18 protein-coding genes and 1 other RNA gene are annotated in these 19,785 nt (G+C 67.8%); 13 read left to right on the top strand and 6 right to left on the bottom strand.

The features are described from left to right. Positions 1-155: 155 nt before the first annotated feature. The 4 genes from ssrA to ompA all read right to left on the bottom strand — a co-directional run bounded on the left by ssrA (position 156) and on the right by ompA (position 2,748). Positions 156-514: a transfer-messenger RNA gene (gene ssrA / locus ACK4ZD_RS08625) on the bottom strand. Positions 515-630: 116 nt separating this feature from the next. Continuing rightward, positions 631-1,302, bottom strand: coding sequence for a phosphoglycolate phosphatase (gph, locus tag ACK4ZD_RS08620; RefSeq protein ID WP_409660535.1), 672 nt, complete (start codon positions 1,300-1,302; stop codon positions 631-633). After that, positions 1,299-2,009 carry a bifunctional 2-polyprenyl-6-hydroxyphenol methylase/3-demethylubiquinol 3-O-methyltransferase UbiG gene (gene ubiG, locus ACK4ZD_RS08615; RefSeq protein ID WP_409660533.1) on the bottom strand — a complete coding sequence of 237 codons (711 nt, stop codon included), beginning with the start codon at positions 2,007-2,009 and terminating at the stop codon, positions 1,299-1,301. The genes gph and ubiG overlap by 4 nt, the downstream gene beginning before the upstream one ends. A 76-nt stretch (positions 2,010-2,085) precedes the next feature. Next, positions 2,086-2,748, bottom strand: a complete 663-nt coding sequence (gene ompA, locus ACK4ZD_RS08610; RefSeq protein WP_409660531.1) for an outer membrane protein OmpA — start codon at positions 2,746-2,748, stop codon at positions 2,086-2,088. Positions 2,749-3,028: 280 nt separating this feature from the next. On the opposite strand from ompA, the gene gyrA reads away from it, so the two are divergent. From gyrA to ACK4ZD_RS08545, 13 genes are all read left to right on the top strand, one after another. Beyond that, positions 3,029-5,659 (top strand): DNA gyrase subunit A, encoded by a 2,631-nt coding sequence (gyrA, locus tag ACK4ZD_RS08605; RefSeq protein WP_409660529.1) that lies wholly within the window; start codon positions 3,029-3,031, stop codon positions 5,657-5,659. Positions 5,660-5,728: 69 nt separating this feature from the next. After that, complete coding sequence (gene serC, locus ACK4ZD_RS08600) at positions 5,729-6,820, top strand: 3-phosphoserine/phosphohydroxythreonine transaminase (RefSeq protein ID WP_409660527.1); 1,092 nt, start codon at positions 5,729-5,731, stop codon at positions 6,818-6,820. Beyond that, positions 6,813-7,913, top strand: a complete 1,101-nt coding sequence (gene pheA, locus ACK4ZD_RS08595; protein ID WP_409660525.1) for a prephenate dehydratase — start codon at positions 6,813-6,815, stop codon at positions 7,911-7,913. The genes serC and pheA overlap by 8 nt, the downstream gene beginning before the upstream one ends. A 23-nt stretch (positions 7,914-7,936) precedes the next feature. Beyond that, entirely contained in the window at positions 7,937-8,821 is an 885-nt protein-coding gene (locus ACK4ZD_RS08590) for a prephenate dehydrogenase (RefSeq protein WP_409660523.1), read from the top strand. A 23-nt stretch (positions 8,822-8,844) separates the two neighbouring features. After that, positions 8,845-10,857, top strand: a complete 2,013-nt coding sequence (locus tag ACK4ZD_RS08585; RefSeq protein ID WP_409660521.1) for a bifunctional 3-phosphoshikimate 1-carboxyvinyltransferase/cytidylate kinase — start codon at positions 8,845-8,847, stop codon at positions 10,855-10,857. Positions 10,858-11,022: 165 nt separating this feature from the next. After that, positions 11,023-12,744 carry a 30S ribosomal protein S1 gene (gene rpsA / locus ACK4ZD_RS08580; protein ID WP_409660519.1) on the top strand — a complete coding sequence of 574 codons (1,722 nt, stop codon included), beginning with the start codon at positions 11,023-11,025 and terminating at the stop codon, positions 12,742-12,744. Between the two features lie 126 nt (positions 12,745-12,870). Next, positions 12,871-13,200, top strand: a complete 330-nt coding sequence (locus ACK4ZD_RS08575) for an integration host factor subunit beta (protein ID WP_409660517.1) — start codon at positions 12,871-12,873, stop codon at positions 13,198-13,200. 43 nt (positions 13,201-13,243) lie between these two features. Next, entirely contained in the window at positions 13,244-13,564 is a 321-nt protein-coding gene (locus ACK4ZD_RS08570; protein ID WP_409660515.1) for a lipopolysaccharide assembly protein LapA domain-containing protein, read from the top strand. Next, complete coding sequence (lapB, locus tag ACK4ZD_RS08565; protein ID WP_409660513.1) at positions 13,554-14,711, top strand: lipopolysaccharide assembly protein LapB; 1,158 nt, start codon at positions 13,554-13,556, stop codon at positions 14,709-14,711. Before ACK4ZD_RS08570 ends, lapB begins: the two co-directional genes overlap by 11 nt. Further along, a complete protein-coding gene (locus ACK4ZD_RS08560) occupies positions 14,708-15,466 on the top strand; it encodes a glycosyltransferase (RefSeq protein ID WP_409660511.1) in 759 nt (252 codons plus the stop codon). The genes lapB and ACK4ZD_RS08560 overlap by 4 nt, the downstream gene beginning before the upstream one ends. A 22-nt stretch (positions 15,467-15,488) precedes the next feature. After that, complete coding sequence (locus ACK4ZD_RS08555) at positions 15,489-16,391, top strand: hypothetical protein (protein ID WP_409660509.1); 903 nt, start codon at positions 15,489-15,491, stop codon at positions 16,389-16,391. Further along, positions 16,379-17,509 carry a hypothetical protein gene (locus ACK4ZD_RS08550; RefSeq protein ID WP_409660507.1) on the top strand — a complete coding sequence of 377 codons (1,131 nt, stop codon included), beginning with the start codon at positions 16,379-16,381 and terminating at the stop codon, positions 17,507-17,509. The genes ACK4ZD_RS08555 and ACK4ZD_RS08550 overlap by 13 nt, the downstream gene beginning before the upstream one ends. A 104-nt stretch (positions 17,510-17,613) precedes the next feature. Further along, positions 17,614-17,934 carry a ComEA family DNA-binding protein gene (locus tag ACK4ZD_RS08545; protein WP_409660505.1) on the top strand — a complete coding sequence of 107 codons (321 nt, stop codon included), beginning with the start codon at positions 17,614-17,616 and terminating at the stop codon, positions 17,932-17,934. Positions 17,935-18,020: 86 nt separating this feature from the next. Here ACK4ZD_RS08545 and ACK4ZD_RS08540 read toward each other — a convergent pair whose 3' ends face one another. Then, entirely contained in the window at positions 18,021-19,232 is a 1,212-nt protein-coding gene (locus ACK4ZD_RS08540; RefSeq protein WP_409660503.1) for a patatin-like phospholipase family protein, read from the bottom strand. A gap of 55 nt (positions 19,233-19,287) precedes the next feature. Continuing rightward, entirely contained in the window at positions 19,288-19,683 is a 396-nt protein-coding gene (locus ACK4ZD_RS08535; protein WP_409660502.1) for a hypothetical protein, read from the bottom strand. Between the last annotated feature and the right edge of the window lie 102 nt (positions 19,684-19,785).

The following is a 19,785-nucleotide window of genomic DNA, read 5'->3' as shown; positions in this document are numbered from 1 at the left end:
CGCTCCACGCTTCCTCCCCACGTTCGGTCACCCTCACGCAGTTGCGCTTCGCTCGCCTCGCTGTGGCCAACTCGGCCGGGGACTCACACCCCGAAGATCGCGCCCATGCTGGGCGCACAAGGAAAGGGCCCGGAGACTTTCCGGGCCCTTGTGTATGGTGGAGCCGGGGGGAATCGAACCCCCGTCCGCAAGCCATCAACGGACAGTTCTACATGCTTAGCTGGCTGCTTTGAGTCTCGCGAGGCGGTCGCGCAGCAGCACGCTACCGTCCTCGCCAGTCACAAGATCTCGTCCGCGACCGTGTGACCCGGCGGCGGACCAGCCGATATGAATGACCTCTCAGCCCTTGCAGGCCCGGCCTATCGGCCAACCGTTGAGAGGCTCACCGGTATTAAGCGGCGAGGGCGAAACGTTCGTCGTTCGCAGTTACTTTGTTCCAGTGGATTTACGAGCGAACTGGTGCTCGGCATGCCCTGTTCCGAATCCGCACCCACGTCGAAACCAGGTCGGCCCCGGAAATCGGGAACGAGATTGTACTTCGGGCCGCCCAGCCGGATTTCAAGGCCTGCGGGTTTGCGCAGGCCGTTCAAGCATGCCGCACTCGGGCGTGCTCAACTGCCGGATCTAAGTTCAAACCCCGAGCAGCGTTAGCAGGGCCAGCGGGTGAGGCACGACATGGTCTGCCGCCCAGGTTGACACATCGCCCTGCTCACCCAGGTAGCCATAGGCTGCCGCCACGCAAGGCATACGAGCAGCCCGCGCGGCCTGGATGTCGCGCAGATCGTCGCCAACGTACACCGCGCCGCTGGGGGGCATCGCCAGCCGGCGGCAGGCTTCCAACAGAGGTTCGGGATGGGGTTTGGCGTGCGGGGTCGTGTCGCCCGCGATGATCACCGCCGCTCGCCCAGCCAACCCCAGGGCTTGAAGCACGGGGCCGGTGAAACGCGTGGCCTTGTTGGTCACCACCCCCCAGGGCAGCCCAGCCCCGTCCAAGCGGGAGAGCAGCTCGGGCACACCGTCGAACAGGCGGGACTCGACATCGAGCGCTGCCGCATACTCGGCCAGAAACTCTTCGCGCAGGGCCTCGAAAGCGGGGTCGCCTGGGCCCACGTTCAGGGCCACGCCGATCATGCCCCGTGCGCCGGCCGAGGCCACGGGTCGCAAGCGCTCCACCGGCAAGGGCGCCAAGCCCCGCCGCTGCCGCATCCGGTTGGCCGCGCCAGCCAGATCGGGAGCGGTGTCGGCCAGGGTGCCGTCCAGATCGAACAGCACCGCCTGCACGCCCCGCAGGCCCGCGCTCATGGCTTGCGGCATCCGAACAAGTAGTTGACGCTGGTGTCGTCCGACAGCCAGTAGCGCCCCGTCAGCGGGTTGTATTCCAGGCCCCGGCTGGAGACGACGTCGAGCCCTGCATCCCGACACCACTGCGCCAGCTCGCGCGGACGGATGAAGCGGGCATATTCGTGGGTGCCGCGCGGCAGCAGATTGAGCACGTATTCCGCCCCCACGATGGCGAAAAGGAAGGACTTGGGGTTGCGGTTGATCGTGGAAAAGAACACCCAGCCGCCCGGCTTGGCCAAGGTGGCAGCCGCCCGGACAACGGAGGCGGGTTCGGGCACGTGCTCGAGCATCTCCATGCAGGTGACGATGTCGAACTGCCCGGGCTGTTCGGCCGCCAGAACCTCGGCGGAAACCTCGCGGTACTCGATATCAGGTGTCGCAGCTTCGAGCGCATGCAGTTGGGCCACCCGCAACGGCTTGGTGGCCAGGTCGATGCCCAGCACGCGCGCGCCGCGACGGGCCATCGCATCGCTGAGGATGCCCCCGCCGCAGCCGATGTCCACGACACGCCGACCCTTCAGGCCGGCCTGCGCGTCGATCCAGTCCAGCCGCAACGGATTGATCTGGTGCAGCGGCTTGAACTCGCTTTCCGGATCCCACCAGCGGTGGGCCAGCTCGCTGAATTTGGCCAGCTCCTGGGGGTCGGCATTGACGGTGGTGTCGCTCATGACACGCATTGTGCCCCAGCAAGCCGCGCCAAGAAAAAACCCCGCCGAGGCGGGGTTGGCGTTCGAAGCCGGGGGCTCAGCGCTTGATGGCGCGGGTACCGACCACTTCGATCTCGACGCGACGGTTCTTCGCGCGCCCTTCGCGGGTGCTGTTGTCGGCCACCGGCTGCTTTTCGCCCTTGCCCTCGGTGTAGACGCGGTTCTGCTCGACACCCTTGGAAACCAGGTAGGCCTTCACGGCCTCGGCTCGACGCACCGACAGGCGCTGGTTGTAGGCGTCGTTGCCGATGGAGTCGGTATGACCCACGGCGATGATCACCTCCAAGTTGATACCCTTGATCTTGTCGACCAGATCATCCAGGCGGGCGCGGCCCTCGGGCTTCAGCACGGCCTTGTCGAAGTCGAAGAAGGCGTCAGCGGCAAAGGTCACCTTCTCGCTGGTCGGCGCCGGAGCAGGCGCCGGGGCAGGCGCCGGAGCGGGTGCAGGCGCAGGCGCCGGAGCGGGCGCAGGCGCAGGCGCCGGGGCGGGCGCAGGCGCCGGGGCCGGCTTGAGCGCGCCATCGCAAACCTGGGCCGCTGTGGCGGGCGTCCAGGTGGCATCGCGCCAGCACAGCTCGTTGGTGCCGTTCTTCCACACGGTGCCGTCGGTTGCACGCCAGTTGTCGACCGTCTGGGCCAGCGCACCGGAGGCCAGAGCGGCCGAAGCAAACAGCGCCGCCACTTTGTTCAGTTTGTTCATGTTTCTCCTCGCAAGAAAAGCCGCAGACAGGCTGCGAAAAGTCCACCAAAAACGGGACGGATCCAGGAAACCCGCCGTTACCGCGAGTTTTCACTATCGACAATTCATTGTGCCATAGCGTGTCACTTGGACAAGTTTTTGTCCTTTGCCCCCCGGCCCCCCCCTTCGGTTGTTGCGCGAGCACGACAACCCGGCCCCATTAGAATGGCTGTTTGTCGGACGCTGTCTGACACCTTCTCTGTGCACAACCGCCCGGTTGTCCCGCCGCTCCAGGGATCGCATGACTCAGTTCGCCAAAGAAACCCTCCCCGTCAGCCTCGAAGAGGAGATGCGGCGGTCCTATCTCGATTACGCCATGAGCGTGATCGTGGGCCGCGCCCTGCCCGATGCCCGCGATGGCCTCAAGCCGGTGCACCGGCGTGTGCTGTACGCGATGCACGAGCTCAACAACGACTGGAACCGGCCTTACAAGAAGTCGGCCCGTATCGTCGGTGACGTGATCGGTAAGTACCACCCGCACGGCGACTCCGCGGTGTACGACACCATCGTGCGCATGGCGCAGGATTTCTCTCTGCGCCACATGCTGGTCGATGGCCAGGGCAACTTCGGCTCGGTGGACGGCGACAACGCGGCGGCCATGCGCTACACCGAGATCCGCCTGGCCAAGATCGCCCACGAGATGCTGGCCGACATCGACAAGGAAACCGTCGACTACGGCCCCAACTACGACGGCTCCGAGAAGGAGCCTTTGGTATTGCCCACCCGGCTGCCGAACCTGCTGGTCAACGGCTCGGCCGGCATTGCCGTGGGCATGGCCACCAACATCCCGCCGCACAACCTCAACGAGGTGGTCGATGCCTGCCTGCACCTGCTGAAGAACCCGCAGGCCACGGTCGATGAGCTGATGGAGATCATCCCGGCGCCCGACTTCCCCACGGCCGGCATCATCTACGGCCTGTCGGGTGTGCGTGACGGCTACCGCACGGGCCGCGGCAAGGTGGTCATGCGCGCGCGCTGCCACTTCGAGGACATCGACAAGGGCACGCGCCAGGCCATCATCGTCGACGAGATCCCCTACCAGGTGAACAAGAAGAACCTGCTCGAGCGCATCGCCGAGCTGGTTCACGAGAAGAAGATCGAGGGTATCAGCCACATCCAGGACGAATCCGACAAGTCCGGCATGCGGGTGGTGATCGAGCTCAAGCGCGGCGAAGTGCCTGAGGTGGTGCTCAACAACCTGTACAAGCAGACGCAACTGCAGGACACCTTCGGCATGAACATGGTGGCGCTGGTGGACGGCCAGCCCAAGCTGTGCAACCTCAAGGACCTGCTGGAGATCTTCCTCGAGCACCGCCGCGAGGTGGTCACCCGCCGCACGGTGTTCGAGCTGCGCAAGGCGCGCGAACGCGGCCATGTGCTCGAGGGCCTGGCCGTGGCCCTGGCCAACATCGATGAGTTCATCGCCATCATCAAGAACTCGCCGACGCCGCCGATCGCCAAGCAGGAGCTCATGGCTCGCTCCTGGGATTCCTCGCTCGTGCGCGAAATGCTGGCCCGCGCCGAAGGCGAGACAGTCGGTGGCCGTGCGGCCTACCGCCCCGAGGGCCTGCCCCTGCACTACGGCCTGCAGGCCGATGGCCTGTACCGCCTGTCCGACGATCAGGCTGGTGAGATTCTGCAGATGCGCTTGCAACGCCTGACGGGCCTGGAGCAGGACAAGATCATTGGTGAGTACAAGGACGTGATGGCCCAGATCGCCGACCTGCTCGACATCCTGGCCAAGCCCGAGCGGGTGACCTTCATCATCGGCGAGGAACTGACCGCCCTGAAGCAGGAGTTCGGCCAGACCAAGGTGGGCGCACGCCGCAGCCAGATCGAGCACAACGCTCAGGAACTCGACACCGAGGATCTGATCACCCCGCAGGACATGGTGGTCACGCTCAGCCATGCCGGCTACATCAAGAGCCAGCCGCTGGCCGAATACCGAGCCCAGCGCCGCGGCGGCCGTGGCAAGCAGGCGGCCGCGACCAAGGAAGACGACTGGATCGACCAGCTCTTCATCGCCAACACGCACGACTACATCCTGTGCTTCTCCAACCGCGGCCGGGTCTACTGGCTCAAGGTGTGGGAAGTGCCCCAGGGCGGCCGGGCCTCGCGGGGCAAGCCCATCGTCAACATGTTCCCATTGCAGCCGGGCGAGAAGATCAACGTCGTGCTGCCGCTCACGGGTGAGTTCCGCAGCTTCCCGGCCGACCACTACGTCTTCATGGCCACGGCCCAAGGCACCGTCAAGAAGACGGCGCTGGACGAATTCAGCAACCCGCGCAAGGCCGGCATCATCGCGGTGGATCTGGACGAGGGCGACTACCTCGTCGGCGCGGCGCTGACCGACGGTCACCACGACGTGATGCTCTTCAGCGACGGGGGCAAGGCCGTGCGCTTCGACGAGAACGACGTGCGCGCAATGGGCCGCCAGGCGCGTGGCGTGCGCGGCATGATGCTCGAAGACGGCCAGAGCGTGATCGCGATGCTGGTGGCCGAGGACGAGACCCAGAGTGTGCTCACCGCCACCGAGAACGGCTACGGCAAGCGCACGCCGATCACCGAGTACACGCGCCACGGCCGTGGCACCAAGGGCATGATCGCCATCCAGCAAAGCGAGCGCAACGGCAAGGTCGTCGCCGCCACGCTGGTGCGCCCCGAGGACGAGATCATGCTGATCACCGACCGCGGCGTGCTGGTGCGCACCCGCGTGGCCGAGATTCGCGAGCTGGGCCGCGCCACCCAGGGCGTGACCCTGATCGCACTCGACGACGGCGCCAAGCTCTCGGGCCTGCAGCGCATCGTCGAGAACGATGCCGCCGAACGCGAGGGCGACGGCCAAGGGGGCTCGGGCGACGCCTCCGACTGAGCCCGCAACCCTGGCCCGCAGGCGCCCCGCAAGGCGCCTGCCCTTCCCACCCTTGCAGCCCACGCCGACATGAAACGCCCTTACAACTTCTCCGCCGGCCCCGCGGCCTTGCCGCAGCCGGTGCTCGAACAGGCCGCCGCCGAGATGCTGGACTGGCACGGCAGCGGCATGAGCGTGATGGAGATGAGCCACCGGGGGCGCGAATTCGGCGAGATCATCGACCGGGCCGAAGCCGACCTGCGCGAGCTGCTGGGCGTGCCCGCGCATTTCAAGGTGCTCTTCATGCAAGGCGGCGGCCTGGGCGAGAACGCCATCGTGCCGCTCAACCTCTCGCGCGGCGGCGCCGTGGACTTCGTCGTCACCGGCTCATGGTCGGCCAAGTCCTTCAAGGAAGCCGCCCGCTACTGCGACCCCGCCCTGGCCGCCAGCAACGAAACCGACGGCCACACCGCGCTGCCGGCGCCCGCCACATGGCGGCTGCGCAGCGGCGCGGCCTATGTGCACATCTGCACCAACGAGACGATTCATGGTGTGGAATATCACGAGCTGCCCGATCTGAAGGCGCTGGGCTGCGACGCTCCGCTGGTGATCGACTGCTCCTCGCACATTGCCTCGCGGCCCGTGGACTGGTCGCGCGTGGGCCTGGCCTTCGCCGGTGCGCAAAAGAACATCGGCCCGGCCGGGCTGACGCTGGTCATCGTGCGCGAGGATCTGCTCGGCCACGCCCTGCCGGTGTGCCCCAGCGCCTTCGATTACCGCGTGGTGGCCGAGCATCGCTCGATGTACAACACGCCGCCGACCTACGCGATCTACATTGCCGGGCTCGTCTTCCAGTGGCTCAAGCGCGAGGGTGGCGTGGCCGAGATGGAGCGTCGCGCCATCGAGCGCTCGCGACTGGTCTACGACTACATCGACGCCTCGGGCTGGTATGTCAACAAGGTCGATCCGGCCTGCCGCTCGCGCATGAACCTGCCCTTCTTCCTGCCCGACGATCGCCTGAACGAAACCTTCCTGGCCGGCGCACGCGAGCGCGGCCTGCTGCAGCTCAAGGGTCACAAGAGCGTGGGTGGCATGCGCGCGAGCCTGTACAACGCCATGCCCCTGGACGGAGCGCGTGCGCTGGTGGACTACATGCGAGAATTCGCTGCTTCCCATGGCTGAGACCCCGACCCCTGACGAGCTACTGGCGCTGCGCAACCAGATCGACGCCGTCGATCGTGAGCTGCTGGCCCTGCTCAACCGCCGCGCCGGCCTGGCCCAGGCGGTGGGCGAGCTCAAGAAGAAGGAAGGCTCGGTGGTCTTCCGCCCCGAGCGCGAGGCCCAGGTCATCGATGGCCTGAAGGCCGTCAACCCCGGCCCGCTGAAGTCCGAATCGGTGGCGCCAATCTGGCGCGAGATCATGTCGGCCTGCCGCGCACTGGAAACGCCCACCCGGGTGGCCTACCTGGGTCCGGCAGGCACCTTCAGCGAACTGGCGGCGCTGGGCTTCTTCGGCTCATCCATCGTGCGCGTGCCCTGCGCCAGCATCGACGAGGTCTTCCGCACCACCACCGCCGGCGCTGCCGACTTCGGCGTGGTGCCGGTCGAGAACTCCACCGAAGGCGTGGTGGCCCGTTCGCTCGATCTCTTCCTCACCACCCCGCTGTTCATCATCGGCGAGACCAGCCTCTTCGTGCGCCACAACCTATTGCGCAAGGAGAACTCGCTGGACGGGATCGAGGCCGTGTGCGCCCATCCGCAAGCCCTGGCGCAATGCCACCTGTGGCTGAGCAACCACCTGCCCCACGTCGAGCGCCGCCCGGTGGCCAGCAATGCCGAGGGCGCCCGCCTGGCCAGTGAAGATCCCCGCTTGGCCGGCATCGCCAGCGAACGCGCCGCCAGCGAGTACGGCCTGCACGTGGTGGCCCCGGCCATCCAGGACGACCCGCACAACCGCACGCGTTTTGCCATCGTCACCCACCCTGACCGCCACCCCCAGCCCAAGGCCTCGGGTCACGACTGCACGAGCCTGGTGGTGTCGGTGCTCAACCGCCCCGGTGCCGTGCACGACATGCTCGTGCCGCTGAAGCAGTATGGCGTGTCGATGACCCGCTTCGAGTCCCGGCCGGCCCGCTCAGGCCAGTGGGAGTACTACTTCTACATCGACGTGCAGGGCCACCCCGACCAGCCGCATGTGGCCCAGGCACTGAAGGAGTTGCGCGATGTGTGCGCCTTCTTCAAGCTGCTGGGCACCTATCCGATCGACGTGCATTGAGCCCGCCGGGAGCATTTCGCGCCATGTTCAACCAGCTCGGTGTGATCGGTTGCGGCCTGATGGGCGGCTCGTTCGCTCTGGCGCTCAAGCGCGCAGGCCTGGTCAAGCGGGTCATCGGCTACAGCAAGTCCCCCTCCACCACCGAGAAGGCCCGCCGACTGGGTGTGATCGATATCGCGGCCGAATCGGCCCTGCTGGCCGTCTCGGGCTCGGACATCGTGTTGATGGCCGTGCCGGTGGCCGCCTCGGAAGCCACCTTCAAGGCCATCCGCCACCTGGTCGAGCCGGGCGTGTTGTTCATGGACGTGGGCTCGACCAAGCGTGACGTGGTCGATGCCGCGCGCCGCGTGCTCAAAGACCGTGTCAGCTCCTTCGTGCCGGCCCACCCCATCGCTGGCAAGGAAGTGTCGGGCGTGGAGCACGCCGACGCCCAGCTCTACAGTGGCCGCCAGGTCATCCTCACGCCACTGAAGCAGACCGACGCGGCGCTCGTCCAGAAGGCCACGGACGTGTGGTCGGCCATCGGCACGCAGGTGCTGCGCATGACGCCGGAGAACCACGACGCGGCCTTTGCTGCCGTGAGCCACCTGCCTCACCTGCTGGCCTTCGCCTACTTCAACGCAGTGCACAAGCAACCGGCCGGCGCCGACTTCCTCTCGCTGGCCGGCCCGGGCTTTCGCGACTTCACTCGCATTGCGGCCAGCGACCCAGCCGTGTGGCGCGACATCCTGCTGGCCAACCGCGAAGAGGTGATCAAGCAGTCGCTACGCTTCCGGCACACCCTCGATGCGCTGGAGCACGTGATGAAGACCGGCAACGCCGAGGCCCTGGAGGATCTGATCCGCAGTGCTTCCGAAGCCCGCGCGAGCTGGCAGATGTCCACCCCCAAGCCCCCGGGCGGGCGCTGACGCGGCCCCACCCCCTCCGGCGCATGTACACCACCGCTTTTCTCGACCTGCCCCCCTTGCGTTCGGCCGCCGGTACCGTGCGGCTGCCCGGCTCCAAGAGCATCTCCAACCGCGTGCTGCTGCTGGCCGGACTGAGCGAGGGCCGCACGCGCCTGCACGACCTGCTCGACTCGGACGACACGCGGGTGATGATCGAAGCACTGCGCCAGCTTGGTTGCGGCATCGAACATGAGGCCGACGCGCTGGTGGTGACCGGCCTGGGCGGCCGCTTGGCCGTGCGCGAGGCCAGCCTGTTCCTGGGCAATGCCGGCACCGCCATGCGCCCGCTGGTGGCCGTCCTGGCCGTCCTCAGCGGCTTGCAGGGAGGGCGCTTCGAGCTCAGCGGCGTGCCGCGCATGCACGAGCGCCCCATCGGCGATTTGGTCGACGCCCTGCGCAGCCTGGGCTGCCGGATCGACGACCTGGGCCAAGCGGGCTACCCGCCGCTGCGGCTGGCGGGCGGCAGCCCGCGCGTGGACGCCCCGATCCGCGTGCGTGGCGACGTCTCCAGCCAGTTCCTCACCGCTTTGTTGATGGCCGCCCCGTTGCTGTCGGTGCAGGGGCCAGTGCGCATCGAGGTCGTGGGTGAGCTGATTTCCAAGCCTTACATCGAAATCACCTTGCAACTGCTGCAGCGCTTCGGCGTCCACGTGCAGCGCGACGGCTGGCAGGTCTTCACGGTGCCCGAGGCTTCGGTCTACCGTTCGCCGGGAGACATTCACGTAGAGGCCGATGCTTCCTCGGCGTCGTACTTCATCGCGCTCGGCGCTGTGGCCGCGTCGGCGCAGGCCCCTGTGCGCATCGAGGGCGTGGGCGCCCACTCCATCCAGGGGGACATCCGCTTCGTCGAAGCCGCTCAAGCGATGGGCGCCGTCGTGCATCAGGGACCGAACTGGCTCGAGGTGCACCGCGGCACCTGGCCGCTGCGCGCCCTGGACCTGGACTGCAACCACATCCCCGACGCCGCGATGACGCTGGCCGTCATGGCCTTGTACGCCGACGGTCCCACCCGGCTTCGCAACATCGCGAGCTGGCGCGTGAAGGAGACCGACCGCATCGCCGCGATGGCCACCGAACTGCGCAAGCTCGGCGCTGAGGTGGTCGAAGGGTCCGACAGTCTCACGGTTCACCCGTTGCGCCAGGTGCGCGCCGCCGCGATCCACACCTATGACGACCATCGTGTGGCCATGTGCTTCTCGCTGGCGGCCTTCCACGGCCTGATCGAAGGCCTGTCCACGCCGCAGCCGCTGCGCATCCTCGATCCGCGCTGTGTGGCCAAGACCTTCCCTGATTACTTCGAGACCCTGTTCACCGTGGTCCGCGCCGAGGTGGCCGACATCCCCGTGCTGACCATCGACGGCCCCACGGCCTCGGGCAAGGGCACCTTGGCCGCCGAGGTGGCCAAGGCCCTGGGTTACCACCTGCTCGACTCGGGTGCGCTGTACCGGGCTGCCGCCCTGTCGGCCCTGGAGGGCGGCGTGGACGCCGAGGACGAGACCGCCTTGGCCACCCTGGCCGCGGGACTGCCGCTGCGCTTCGAACCCGGCCGCGTCTGGCTGGGCGAGCGTGACGTGAGCGAGGATCTGCGCCGCGAGGACGTCGGGGCGCTGGCCTCCCGGATCTCCGCCCACCCAGGCGTGCGCAAGGCCCTGCGCCAGCGCCAGCTCGATTTCCGCCGCTTGCCCGGCTTGGTGGCCGACGGCCGCGACATGGGCACCGTGATCTTTCCGGATGCCGCCCTGAAGGTCTTCCTCACCGCCAGCGCTGAAACCCGCGCCGAGCGGCGGTATAAGCAATTGATTTCCAAGGGAATTTCTGCTAACCTTGCCACCCTTTTGCAGGACTTGCAGGCGCGCGATGCGCGGGACCGCTCCCGCATCGCGGCACCTTTGAGGCCTGCGGAAGACGCGCAGTTGCTCGACAACTCCGCCCTGAGCATCGAAGCGTCGGTGCAGCAGGTGCTGGCGTGGTGGGCGCAGCGCCGGCCGTTTGGATGAACGGCCGAAGACCCTGACCGGGCCTGCGAGCCGGCCAGGGTGGTGGGCCCGGTTTTCTCCCTCCTGTGCCGTGCAGGCACGCTGGAAGGCCGGATTCGTCAACCCAACCCGCGGCCGTCCCAGCCGCGCTTTGCCGGTCGCAGGCTGGCACCAGGAACTTTCTTCATGTCTCAAACCGCTGCCGCCGCCTCCCAAGGCCAGGAATCCTTCGCCGCCCTGTTCGAAGAATCGCTCAAGCGCTCTGAAATGCGCGCCGGTGAGGTGATCACCGCCGAAGTGGTCCGCGTGGACTACAACTTCGTCGTCGTGAACGCCGGGCTCAAGTCCGAGGCCTATGTGCCCATCGAGGAGTTCAAGAACGATCAGGGTGAACTGGAGGTCCAGGTCGGCGACTTCGTCTCGGTGGCCATCGACGCCATCGAGAACGGCTACGGCGACACCATCCTGTCGCGCGACAAGGCCAAGCGCCTGGCCTCGTGGCTGCAGCTCGAGCGCGCCCTCGAGTCCGGCGACTTCGTCACCGGCACCGTCTCGGGCAAGGTCAAGGGTGGCCTGACCGTCCTGGTCAACGGCATCCGCGCCTTCCTGCCCGGCTCCCTGATCGACACCCGTCCGGTCAAGGACATGAGCCCGTACGAGGGCAAGACCATGGAGTTCAAGGTCATCAAGCTCGACCGCAAGCGCAACAACGTCGTGCTCAGCCGCCGTGCCGTGATCGAGGCGTCGATGGGCGAGGAGCGCGCCAAGCTGCTGGAGACCCTGCACGAGGGCGCCATCGTCGACGGCGTGGTCAAGAACATCACCGAATACGGGGCCTTCGTGGACCTGGGCGGCATCGATGGCCTGCTGCACATCACCGACATGGCCTGGCGCCGTGTGCGCCACCCCTCCGAGGTGGTCACCGTCGGCCAGGAGCTGCGCGCCAAGGTGCTGAAGTTCGACGCCGAGAAGAACCGCGTCTCGCTGGGCCTGAAGCAACTGGGCGACGACCCCTGGGTGGGCGTGTCGCGCCGCTACCCCAACGGCACCCGCCTGTTCGGCAAGATCACCAACATCGCCGATTACGGGGCCTTCGTCGAGATCGAGCCTGGCATCGAAGGCCTGGTGCACGTCTCCGAAATGGACTGGACCAACAAGAACGTCGCCCCCAGCAAGATCGTCTCGCTGGGCGACGAGGTGGAGGTCATGGTCCTGGAGATCGACGAGGACAAGCGCCGCATCTCCCTGGGTATGAAGCAGTGCAAGCCCAACCCCTGGGAGGAGTTCGCTCAGAACTACAAGCGTGGCGACAAGGTCAAGGGCCCCGTCAAGTCGATCACCGACTTCGGCGTGTTCGTGGGCCTGGCCGCCGGCATCGACGGCCTGGTGCACCTGTCCGATCTGTCCTGGAACGAACCGGGCGAATCGGCCGTGCGCAACTACAAGAAGGGCCAGGAAGTCGAAGCCGTCGTGCTGGCCATCGACGTGGAGCGCGAGCGCATCTCCCTGGGCATCAAACAGCTCGACGCCGACCCGTTCAGCAACTACACCGCCGTGCATGATCGCGGCGCCACCGTCACCGGCACGGTCAAGTCCGTGGATGCCCGCGGCGCCGAGATCCAGCTGGCCGACGACGTGGTGGGCTACCTGCGCGCCTCGGAAATCTCTCGCGATCGCGTGGAGGATGCGCGCAACGTGCTGAAGGAAGGCGACGAGGTCACCGCGCTGATCATCAACGTGGACCGCAAGACCCGCAACATCCAACTGTCGATCAAGGCCAAGGACAGCGCCGAGCAGCAAGAAGCGCTGCAGCGCCTGTCCGCCGAGAGCGCGGGCAACGCCGGCACGACCAGCCTGGGCGCCCTGCTCAAGGCCAAGTTGGACAACCAAAACAGCAACAACGGCTGATGCCGCCCCGGTGCGCCCGGCCTGTACCAGCCCGGGCGCCGTGCGCAACCCCCGTGGGGTTGCGATGAGCAGCCACAGGGCTGCTCATCTCAGCCTCGTGCCATTGCCACCGACGACGAGCGCGCCATGACTCGATCCGACCTCGTGAACCAGCTCGCCGAGCGCTTCGGTCAGCTCACCCATCGCGACACCGAGTTTGCGGTCAAGACCATGCTCGATGCCATGGCCGAGGCCCTGGCACGTGGCCATCGCATCGAAATCCGCGGCTTCGGCAGCTTCTCGATCAACCGCCGCCCGCCGCGCATGGGCCGCAACCCGCGCTCGGGAGAACCGGTGCTGATCCCCGAGAAGCTCGTGCCCCACTTCAAGCCGGGCAAGGCTCTGCGCGAGGCCGTCGACCGCCAGCCGGTCGCCGCGGCGGACGCACCACGCCCCCTGGGGCCAGACGCCGACTGAGCCGCCTGCCACGGCTCCATCGCGCGCCGATAGAATCCCGCCGATGCGAGCCCTTACCTGGCTGTTTCGAGCCTTCCTCTTCTTCGTCTTGTTCGCCTTCGCGCTCAACAACCAGCACGAGGTGGACCTGAAATGGTTCTTTGGTCACGAAACGCGTGCCCCGATGGTGCTCGTCGTGCTGGCCGCCTTCGTGTTGGGCTGCGTGTTCGGCGTGCTGGCAATGGTGCCGAGCTGGTGGCGGCAGCGCCGAGCAGCGCGCGCACCCCGGCCTTCGGCCGCCGAGCCGGCCCCCTCCCCCGCACCCGCCCCGTCTGCCACGGCCGAAAGCCTGGCCTTGCCGCATCCGCCGCGCGATGGAGTTTGACTTCCAGTGGCTGCTGCTGGGCCTGCCCCTGGCCTTCGGCCTGGGTTGGCTGGCTTCGCGCCTGGACCTGCGCCAATGGCGCCGCGAGCAGCAGTCTTCGCCCAAGGCCTACTTCAAGGGGCTCAACCTGCTGCTCAACGAGCAGCAGGACAAGGCCATCGATGCCTTCATCGAGGCCGTGCAGCATGACCCGGACACCTCCGACCTGCATTTCGCCCTGGGCAATCTCTTCCGCCGCCGCGGTGAATACGAGCGGGCCGTGCGGGTGCACGAGCACCTGCTCAGCCGCGGCGACCTGCCCCGTGCCGAGCGCGAGCGTGCCCAGCACGCCCTGGCCCAAGACTTCCTGAAGGCCGGGCTGTTCGACCGGGCCGAGGCCGCCTACCGGGCGCTCGAATCCACCGCCTTCGCCACCGAGGCGCGGCTGGCGCTGCTGACGCTGTACGAGCGCTCGCGCGACTGGCCGGCGGCCATCGAGACGGCCGGCAAACTCGAGGCGGCCGGGGCGGGTTCCTTCGCCCAGCGCATCGCCCACTACCATTGCGAGCTGGCCCACGAGGCACAGGCGCGCGGCCAGGCCGATGCGGCCGAGCAGGCCCTTGCACGGGCCCGCCAGGCGGCCCCCCACGCCGCCCGGCCGATCGTCATGCAAGGGGAACGGCTGGCCCGCCAAGGCCGTCATGGCGAGGCCCTGGCCACCTGGGGCGAACTGATGGCGGTGCAGCCAGCCAGCTTCGGGCTGGTCGCCCAGGCCTACGCGACCAGCGCCCAGGCCGCTGGTCAGGTTCCGCAGGCTCTGGAGCGGCTGCAGGCCCTGTACGCCCTGCACCCCGGTACGCAGCTGCTGCGAGCCCTGCTGCAACTCGACGCCGACCCCGCGGCACGGCGCCGGCGCCTGGCGGACCACCTGGAGCGCCAGGCCTCGGTGAGCGCGGTGCTTGGCCTGATCGACGAATGCCTGCATCAGCAAGACAGGCTGAGCCGGGAGGAGTTGCAGACGGTCCACAAGGTGCTCACCGCCGCCGCCCGTCCGCTGCAGCGCTATCGCTGCGCCGCCTGCGGCTTCGAGGCCCAGCACTACTTCTGGCAATGCCCGGGCTGCCAGAGCTGGGACAGCTACCCGCCGCGCCACGTGGACGAGCTATGAGTGACGCCTTCCGCCCTGCCCCGAGCGAATCGGACCGCGTGGTCCTGTGCATGAAGTGGGGCACGAAGTACGGCCCCGAGTATGTCAACCGCCTCTACGGCATGGTGCGCCGCCACCTGAGCGGGGATTTCCGCTTCGTCTGCCTCACCGACGACCCCGGGGGCCTGCGGCCCGAGGTGGAATGCCACCCCATCCCGGACCTCGCGCTGCCACAAGGCATCCCGGAACGCGGCTGGAAGAAGCTCACGACCTTCGAACCCGACCTGCATGGCTTGAAGGGCACCGCCCTGTTCCTGGACGTCGATGTGGTGATCGTGGACTCGCTCGATCCCTTCTTCGAACACCCCGGCGAATTCCTGATCATCCATGACTGGAAGCGCCCCTGGCGCATCACCGGCAATTCCTCGGTCTATCGCTTCCGCCTCGGCCAGCTTGGAGGGGTGCTGTCCCATTTCCGCGCACACCAAGACGAGATCCGCCGGCGCTACCGCAACGAGCAGGCCTATCTCTCGGCCTACCTGCACGAACGAGGGCTGCTGACCTACTGGCCGCGCCAGTGGTGCGCAAGCTACAAGTACCACTGCCTGCCGCCGTGGCCCGGGAACTACTGGCGCGAGCCGCGTGCCCCCGCAGGCGCACGGGTGCTGGTGTTCCACGGCACGATCAACCCGCCCGACGCTGTCGTCGGCACCCCTTGGCGCTGGCGCCGCTACGCCCGCCCCGCGCCCTGGGTGGCCGAGCACTGGCGGGAGTGACAGCCTCCTTGCCTTGCACGTCATGAACCCACCCACCGTCTTCGTCCACACCAACGACCAGCAGATGCTCGGCGCATTGCTGGCCGCATATTCCTTCCGATCGCGCAGCGCAAGCCCAGAGCGTTTCGAGGTGAAGCTGCTGCGCCTGGAAGACACACCGCATCTGCATCGGCGCGAGGGCCAGCGCTACCTCAGAATGGGGAAGCTGGCCGTCTGGCACAACGACGACCTGCAATCGTTCAGTCCGCTGCGGCGCTTGGTGCCGCAACTGATGGGTTACCAGGGGCGGGCGCTGGTCACCGACCCGGACGTGTTCTCCGCCGGCGGCGACGTCTATGAACTGCTCACCTGCGACATGCAGGGCAAGGCCGTCATGTGTCGCAATCTGCCCGCCAGCCAGGGCGGTGGGCCGGGGAAATGGGCGACCAGCGTCATGCTGCTCGACTGCGCCAGGTTGACGGACTGGCGCTGGGACGAGGAGATCGACGCGATGTTCAGCGGCCGCCTCGACTACAAACCCTGGATCCAGCTCGCCCACCAGGATCCGTCCACGATCGGTGAGCTGCCCGAGGAGTGGAACTCCTTCGACAAGCTGACCCCGCAGACGCGCCTGTTGCACATGACGGAGCGGTTGACGCAGCCCTGGAAGACCGGTCTGCCGGTGGACTTCAACACCAACTTCCAGGGACTGGCCGGCCGACTGCGCCGCTGGCTGCGCGATCGGGGGCTCTTGCGCCCGCGCCGCCGCTACCTGCCTCACCCCGACCCCCATCAGGAAGCCTTCTTTTTCGACCTTCTCAGGGAGGGTCTGGAGAAGGGGGTGCTCACCGAGGATTTCCTGCGCCAGGCCGTGGCGTCGCAGGACGTCCGGCCGGATGTCTTCGAGCGGCTCGGGCGCGCAGGATATCGGGGATGTCCTCGCTAAACGATCCGCCGGCACAGGCCCGGCCTCTGTATCTCGTTCGCAGCAGCCTCCAACTTTTGCTGGCCTCGGCGCTTGCCGAGCAGGCACGGCGAGACGGCCAGGCGCAGCCTTGCCTGCTGTTCCTGCCCGATCTGCAGGATCCCGCGCTCTTCGGGCATGCGCTGCAAGCCTGGGCACAGACCCCCTTCGAGCAGACGATCACGCTGGAGCCCCGCCATGTCCCCGGCGGGCCGACGCACCGCCGAACTTGGCATGACCTGGATGCCGAACTGACGCGAGCGGTGCGTCGCTGGCGACCGACCTGCGTGACGGTTTTCAACGACCGCCAGGACGCCGGGCAGCGTGTGCTCATCGAAGCGGCCCGCAGTTTCCCAACCGCCAGGCGCCTGTGCGCCGAGGACGGCGCGCAGGCCTACACCGGCTACGTGTATCGCCGGCTGGGCATGGTGACGCGGTGGCGGCAGAAGCTGCGCATGGGGCCGCAATGGTGTGACGTGCGGGTGCTCGGCACCCACCCCCTGGTGCAGGAGTTCCTGGCCCTGTACCCCGACCTGCTGCGGCCCGAATTGCGCACCCGTGCCGTGCGGCCCTTCCCGTCTGCAGCGCTTGGTGCGCCGTGCCTGCGTGAATTGGCCCTGGACTTCTGCAGGCGGCTGGACTGGGACCCGGCCGAACTGGACGATTGCGGGGCCTTGCTGACGCTCAACCACTCGACCTATGCCCAGCGCAACCCGCACTATGTGGAACTGGTGCAGGGCTGCGTCCAGGCGATGCGCAAAGCCGGGATCGCCTTCGCCTACAAGTACCACCCTCGCGAGACGCAGTCGGATTACCTGGGCCTCGCCCGTTCGTCCGACGCCCGGCAAATGCCTCGCGTGTTGCCGGTGGAGATGGCCTATCTGCTGTGCCGCGGCCACCGCCTGCTGGTGATCGCCGGCATGAGCACGAGCCTGCTGACGGCTGCCCTGCTGCTGCCTTGTGCGCAGACCCTGGCACTGGTCCATGCCAGCCGCCACGGCGACCAATGGGATGCCCGCCTGCTCGAGGCGCTGAGAATCCACCCCGCCGGCGACGCCGACGGCGTGGCCCTCTGGCTGACCCGGAACCTGGATCGCTGAACATCGCCCCCCCTTCGAGGGAAGGCGAAAGTCCCGCCACCTGCCTAGACTTCGGGGCGACGCCGGCCCAGACCGGTGCCGTCGACAAGCCTCAGGAGGAACTCATGCGCACGCACTGGACAGGCGCCTTGGTGGCGCTGTGGCTGCTTCTGCTCCCTCCCATGGCCCAAGCCGTGGGCGACGTCAACCGGGTCGATGCGACCCGCTTGCAAAGCGTGAAAGGCATCGGCCCGAAGATGGCCGAGCGCATCGTGACGGAACGGCGCCGTGCGCCGTTTCGCGACTGGGACGACTTCATCGACCGCATGCCCGGTGTGGGCGAGCGCAAGGCCCAGAGCTTCTCGGCCCAGGGGTTGACGGTCAACGGGCACAGTCTGGCCCAGCATCTGGCCACGCGACGGGCCACCGACCGGCCCGCGCGCTAGGCCGGTCCGTCGGCAGCCTTGCATCTTGGCCCCGAGGCTGCCCCCCGAGCTGACAACGGCCGGCTCCGGGTCACCGAGCACCAGGCTCAGGCCACGGCCCGCGGGGCCTGAGCGTCCGACAGCCCGAGGAAGCGCTCGACCTCGGTGCGGCGGGCGAGCGTGTCCTGGCGGCCCAGATCCATCAGCGAACGCACATAGCCGGGCTCGAACAGCAAGTAGCTGGCCAGAGCCGCCCCCTCGCCAGGGGCCCGCAGGTCACCGCTCACCCCCAGCGCCCGCAGCAGCGCACGGATGGTGGAGGGCAGTTCACCGATGTGGCGGGCGGCCAAATCGTCCAGACGCTGGCTCGGGGCGATCACCAGCAGGTCCAGTGGACGCAGGCTGGTGCGCCCTCGTGCCTCGGGGCCCAGCAACGACAGCGTGTGGTTGATCCGTCGCGCGCGCTCCACGTCCACCGCCAGCGCGTCGAGAAAGATGTTCGACAACGCATGGCCGGCGATCTGGGCGAGCGAGGGGTAGTCGCCCGACACGGCACGCGGGCCCGGCGGTTCCTGCAGACGACCCGCGCCGATCACGAGAATGCGCTGCGCCCCGAGGTGCACGGCCGGCGAGATCGGCGCGGTCTGGCGCATCGAGCCATCGCCGAAGTACTCCTGCTGCCCCTGCACTTGCAGCGGTACGGCAGGGAACACGAACGGAATGGCCGCCGAGGCCAGCAGATGACCGTGGGTGAGACGGGTGCGCTCGGCCAGGCGCTGCGACCGGGACCAAGGCTCGACCGGGCTGCGGGCCTGGTAGAAAGTGACATGCTGGCCCGAGGAATAGCTCGAGGCCGTCACGGCCAGGGCCTGCAGGTGGTGATGGCGCAAAGCCCAGTCGATGCGGCGCAGGTCCAGCGTGCGATGCAGCAGCTCGGCCAGCGGTCGGTTGTCCAGCAAAGAGCGCGGGCGGTGACGCCACCAGCGAGCCAGTAGCCACCCCAGCGAGAGCAGCGTCAACCAGCGCGCTCCGCTGCGAATGACCCCCAGGGAATCGGCCCGGTAGACGTGCTCGACCCGCAAGCCCGACCATGTAGCTGCCAGCTCTTCGGCCGCCCCGACGAAATCGGCCGCCCCGCAGGCCAGCGCAGCGCCGTTGATCGCGCCAGCCGAGGTGCCGGCCAGCACGGGAAACGGGTTGCGGCGTGTGGCCCCGCGTTCGCGCAGCAGGCCCGCGATGGCTTGCAGGACGCCGACCTGATAGGCCGCGCGGGCGCCGCCGCCCATCAGCACCAGGCCGGCCAGGGACTCTTGACTCATGCGCCGCAGTGTAGGACTGCGGCGCCAGCGCGTGCACGCGGGGCCCGGGGCCAGCTCAGTCGCGGCCTCGGCCGGGGTGGTCGGGACGACCGTGCCCCCCCTTGTGCTTTTTCTTCTCTTCCCAGTAGCGGCGCTCACGGTCCTCGTCATACTTGACGAAGTAGACCGGGGTGCTGCAAGCGTTGTACTTGTGGCAGTGCTTGCCCCAGTCCTTCGCATGCCCGGGCGGCACTCGCATGTAGACGGGCCGCTGATGCACGACCACCGTCGGCGGGGCGATGAGGATCGGCTGCGGATAGATCACCGCCGGCGGCGGGCCATGACCGATGTCGATACGGCCATAGAAGCCCGGCTCGTGGATGCTGACCGACACCCCCACGCTGGGACTGGCCGCCGCAAGGACCGGCGCAGCAGCGACAACGGCGGCCACAAGGCCAAGACGTGCTTTCATCAGGAACGACTCCTTGGAGCCTGGGGCCGGACCGACCGGACGGCTCCTCCGTGGTTCATGGGCCCTCATGCTAGCGAGAAAGCCGCCTAGAAAATGGGAGAA

Source organism: Caldimonas sp. (assembly GCF_046291045.1).
GTDB lineage: Bacteria > Pseudomonadota > Gammaproteobacteria > Burkholderiales > Burkholderiaceae_C > Caldimonas.
This window is presented reverse-complemented; position numbering and strand designations above follow the sequence as displayed.